The organism is Pseudonocardia sp. SID8383 (assembly GCF_009864975.1).
Taxonomy (GTDB): domain Bacteria; phylum Actinomycetota; class Actinomycetes; order Mycobacteriales; family Pseudonocardiaceae; genus Pseudonocardia; species Pseudonocardia alni.
In genome coordinates this window covers 1-3553 of record NZ_WWFY01001085.1, presented here as the reverse complement: position 1 = coordinate 3553, position 3553 = coordinate 1, and the positions used below count along the sequence as shown (strand labels likewise).

Below are 3553 nucleotides of genomic sequence, written 5' to 3'. Positions count from 1 at the left end.
CGGACCGGGCCCCGACCCCCGCGACGGCCGGGCCCGGCCGGTGGACCCGCACGACCTCGGGTACGACCCGCGCGACCTCGACCTCGATCCCGACGGGGACGGAGCGGAACCCGACCCGGCCCCCGGTCCCGACGACGTCGAGGACCCGCCGCGCCGTGGGCGCCGCCGCGCCGTGCAGGAGGAACCCCGTCGACGCCGATGGCGGTGGGTCGTCGGCGTCGCCGCGGCGGCTGCCGCGGCCGTGCCGATCGGGCTCGCCGTGTTCGGTGGCACCGGGGACGAGACCCCGGCGGCGTGGCGCGAGGGTTCGGTCGCGTTCGGTGCGTCGACCGGTGGCGGTCAGCCCGGCGTCGTCCCGGCCACCGAGGTGTCCACGGCACCCACGGCACCGACAGCGCCCGCGGCGGCCCAGATCACCTACGAGGTCACCGGGTCCGGCTCGGGGGTCACGATCACGTTCGGCCGCGGCACCTCGGTCGCCCAGGTCTCCGGCGCGGATCTGCCGTGGGAGCGCACCGCCCCGGCCGCCGGCGAGCCCACCGACTACTCGGTCACCGCCGCAGGCGGGTCCGGTGAGCTCTCCTGCCGGATCCTCGTCGACGGCGCCGTGATCTCCGAGGAGTCGGCCGACGGCGACTACTCCGCGGTCTCCTGCAACGGACGCCGCTGACGGCGGGCGGTCACCGGGGCCGCCCGCCCCGGAATGCTCAGTGCGGCGTCTCCCGGAACCGCTTCCGCGACGCCTCCAGCTCCGCCTCGGCCGCCGCCCGGTTCGCCCAGTCGGCGCCCTCGACGCTCTTGCCCGGCTCCAGGTCCTTGTAGATCTCGAAGAAGTGCTGGATCTCCCGGCGGTGGAACTCGGGCAGGTGGTGGATGTCGCGCAGGTTCTCCAGACGGGGGTCGTGGGCCGGGACGCAGAGCAGCTTGTCGTCGCCGCCCGCCTCGTCGGTCATCCGGAACATGCCGATGGTGCGCACGAGCACGAGGACGCCGGGGAACAGCGGCTCGCCGGTGGTGACGAGCAGGGCGTCGAGCGGGTCGCCGTCCTCCCCGAGGGTGTCCTCGACGAAGCCGTAGTCGCCCGGGTACTGGGTGGCGGTGAACAGCGTGCGGTCGAGCCGGATGCGCCCGGACTCGTGGTCCACCTCGTACTTGTTGCGGCTGCCCTTCGGCACCTCGACCAGCATGTCGAACTCCACGGGGTCCTCCTCGACGCGGCAGCGGAACGGCAGGTCCAGTCAGTACACGGTCGGCCGCCCCGATGCACGTCCCGGCGCGCCGGACGGCCGGGTCAGGGGCGATTCGGCTCCCACGACTCCCATGCGGAGAAGTCGCCGAGCCCGGCCCTGGTCAACCGTCGGGCGAAGGCGAACAGCGCCGGGCAGTCGTCCGGGTACACGTCCAGGGACTCGCGCAGCTGCGGCCCCAGGCACGGCAGGTCGGTGAACAGTCGTCGCGTCCACACGGTGCGCACGGCGTCGTCGGCACCGGTCAGGGGGCCGAGACCACGGACTCCGGTGAGCAGCGCGACGAGGGCGTCGTGGACGGCGACGGTGCGGGCCGCGGCGGCGACCTCGCCGAACCCGGCCCAGGCCAGTTCCTCCAGACGCTCTGCCGGGCCGTCCCGGTGGGCCCGGAACGGCGCGGCGAACCGGGCCACCGCGGTGTCCCGGTTCGCCCGTCCGCCGATGAGGTCGGCCACCACGTCCCGGAACAGAACCGCGTCCTCCGCCATGGGACGAAGCCTAGGCGCCGTGGTGCGCCCCCCGGATGTGCGCTGCCAGCCGGGCCCGGACGTCCGCCACGACGCCCGGAGGGCCACCGCGCAGGTCGTAGGCGTGGTCGGCGCCGGGGACGTCGATGTGTTCGACCAGCGCACCGGCCGCCCGGAGACGGTTCGCGTAACGGACGGCCTCGTCGCGCAGTGTGTCCAGCTCGGCGGTGACGACGACGGCCGGCGTGATTCCGGTGAGGTCGGCGTCGTCGCCCGCAGCGGCCGGGGAGGCCAGCGGGTTGCGGGCGGCCTCCGGCGCCGGGAGGTAGGCGGCGTTGAACAGCCGGGAGATCCGCGGTCCGATGAGGGGCTTCGCGGTCCGCGCCCGCTTCGTCCCGGGCTCGCTGGCGAGGTCGAGGGGCGGGTAGTGCAGCACCTGCAGTGCGATCCGGGGTCCGCGGCCCGTGGCGAGGACGTGGCGTGCGGCCGCGGCGGCCAGACCGCCGCCCGCGCTCTGTCCGCCGACCGTCAGGCGGCCTCCGTCGCCGCCGTGCGCCGTCTCCGGGGCTGCGGCCCAGGCCAGGACGTCGAGCGTCTGCTCGACCGCAGCCGGGAACGGATGCTCGGGAGCGAGGACGTACTCGACGTCCAGCACGGTCACTCCGGTCGCGGCGACTGTCCGGCACCATTTCTGGTCCTGGTGACGGCCGGGCAGGACGTAGCCGCCGCCGTGCAGGTTGACGTGCACCGGGCTCCCGTCCCCGCCGGGGTACACCGTCACCGGAGCCGCACCGTGCCGGGTGGGCGCGCTCAGCGTGCGGGTCCCGGCGGGCGCGACCCGCGACCGTGGTCCACCGGGCGCGTGGCGGAGCAGTCCGATCGCGGCCCGCACCAGCAGCGGATTCACGCGTGCACCCGGTCGGATCCGGGATCGGTGCGCGCGGCGAAGCCGGGGGGCAGCTCGTCGGGGCCGACGGCGATCACGGTCTCGTCGTCGACGCCGACGAACTCGAACAGGGTGATCTCGGCGAACTCGGGGATCGTCTCGATCGGGTGGGTCGGCCCCGCGTCGCGCAGCTCCCGCATGCGGTCGAGGTGGTCGTTCTGGAAGCAGACGGTCTCCGTGCCGTCGTCGGCGACCCAGCGCGGGAAGAAGATGGTGCCGTGCAGACGCCGCCGGGCCGGCATCACGCAGACCACGACCGAGGTGCCGGTCGGCTCGTTCCAGGACAGCTTGTAGACGCCCTCGTCGAGCCGGACCAGGTCCACCTCCTGGTCGCGCACCCAACGCCCGCCGACGTGACCGCTGTGGATCCGGTAGTCGATGGTGTGGTCGTTCTTGACGTACATCTCGTACTGCCAGCCGGTGTCGTAGGTGTAGATGAACCGGTGCCCGACGACGGCGGTCAGATCCTCTTCGTCCATGGCGATAGTATTGCAACAAAACTATTTTGTGGGCAATGCGTCGTGCGACACTGCCCCGGTGACGACGACCGCCGCGCTGATCGGCCGCGAGCTCGGCCCGCTGCGCCGGACCCTGCTGCGGCGTACCCGTATCGCCGCCGATCTGCCGGACCTGTCCGAGGCCCAGATCGAGCTGCTCCGCACGCTGGCGGCGGAAGGGCCGCTCGCGCCGAGCGAACTGGCGGCGGCGCTGCGCCTGGCACGGTCCACGGTGAGCAACCTGCTGCGCACGCTGACCGCCGCCGGATTCGTCGAGCGGCGGGCGGGGGCGAACCAGCGGACGGTGGTCGTCGCCGTCTCCGCGCGGGCGGCCGGGGCGCTGGAACGCTACGACGCGGCGGCCGAGGCCCTGCTCGGTGCGGCGCTCGACCGCCT

The 3553-nt window shown here is 74.0% G+C and carries 6 protein-coding genes; 2 read left to right on the top strand and 4 right to left on the bottom strand.

Annotated elements, in window-relative coordinates:
• Window positions 1-670 (top strand): MmpS family transport accessory protein (locus tag GTW08_RS26355; protein WP_202417723.1); only part of this gene is annotated, 670 nt, incomplete at its 5' end.
• 37 nt (window positions 671-707) lie between these two features.
• On the opposite strand, the gene GTW08_RS26350 is transcribed toward GTW08_RS26355, so the two are convergent.
• The 4 genes from GTW08_RS26350 to GTW08_RS26335 form a co-directional block, all read right to left on the bottom strand.
• On the bottom strand, window positions 708-1199 hold the full coding sequence (locus GTW08_RS26350; protein ID WP_062396543.1) for an inorganic diphosphatase: 492 nt from the start codon (window positions 1197-1199) through the stop codon (window positions 708-710).
• Between the two features lie 92 nt (window positions 1200-1291).
• Window positions 1292-1735 (bottom strand): hypothetical protein, encoded by a 444-nt coding sequence (locus GTW08_RS26345; RefSeq protein WP_073577264.1) that lies wholly within the window; start codon window positions 1733-1735, stop codon window positions 1292-1294.
• Between the two features lie 10 nt (window positions 1736-1745).
• Window positions 1746-2621 (bottom strand): alpha/beta hydrolase fold domain-containing protein, encoded by an 876-nt coding sequence (locus tag GTW08_RS26340; RefSeq protein WP_073577263.1) that lies wholly within the window; start codon window positions 2619-2621, stop codon window positions 1746-1748.
• A complete protein-coding gene (locus GTW08_RS26335) occupies window positions 2618-3139 on the bottom strand; it encodes a phenolic acid decarboxylase (RefSeq protein WP_073577262.1) in 522 nt (173 codons plus the stop codon). The genes GTW08_RS26340 and GTW08_RS26335 overlap by 4 nt, the downstream gene beginning before the upstream one ends.
• On the opposite strand from GTW08_RS26335, the gene GTW08_RS26330 reads away from it, so the two are divergent.
• Window positions 3138-3553, top strand: a 416-nt coding sequence (locus GTW08_RS26330; protein WP_161152671.1) for a MarR family transcriptional regulator, incomplete at its 3' end; no start/stop codon positions are given. The two genes, GTW08_RS26335 and GTW08_RS26330, sit on opposite strands and share 2 nt — an antisense overlap.

What these genes read in the sequence shown, in the direction of transcription:
- GTW08_RS26335 (WP_073577262.1), bottom strand. Translation starts at nt 3,139, where the DNA reads ATGGACGAAGAGGATCTGACCGCCGTCGTCGGGCACCGGTTCATCTAC.
- GTW08_RS26345 (WP_073577264.1), bottom strand. Translation starts at nt 1,735, where the DNA reads ATGGCGGAGGACGCGGTTCTGTTCCGGGACGTGGTGGCCGACCTCATC.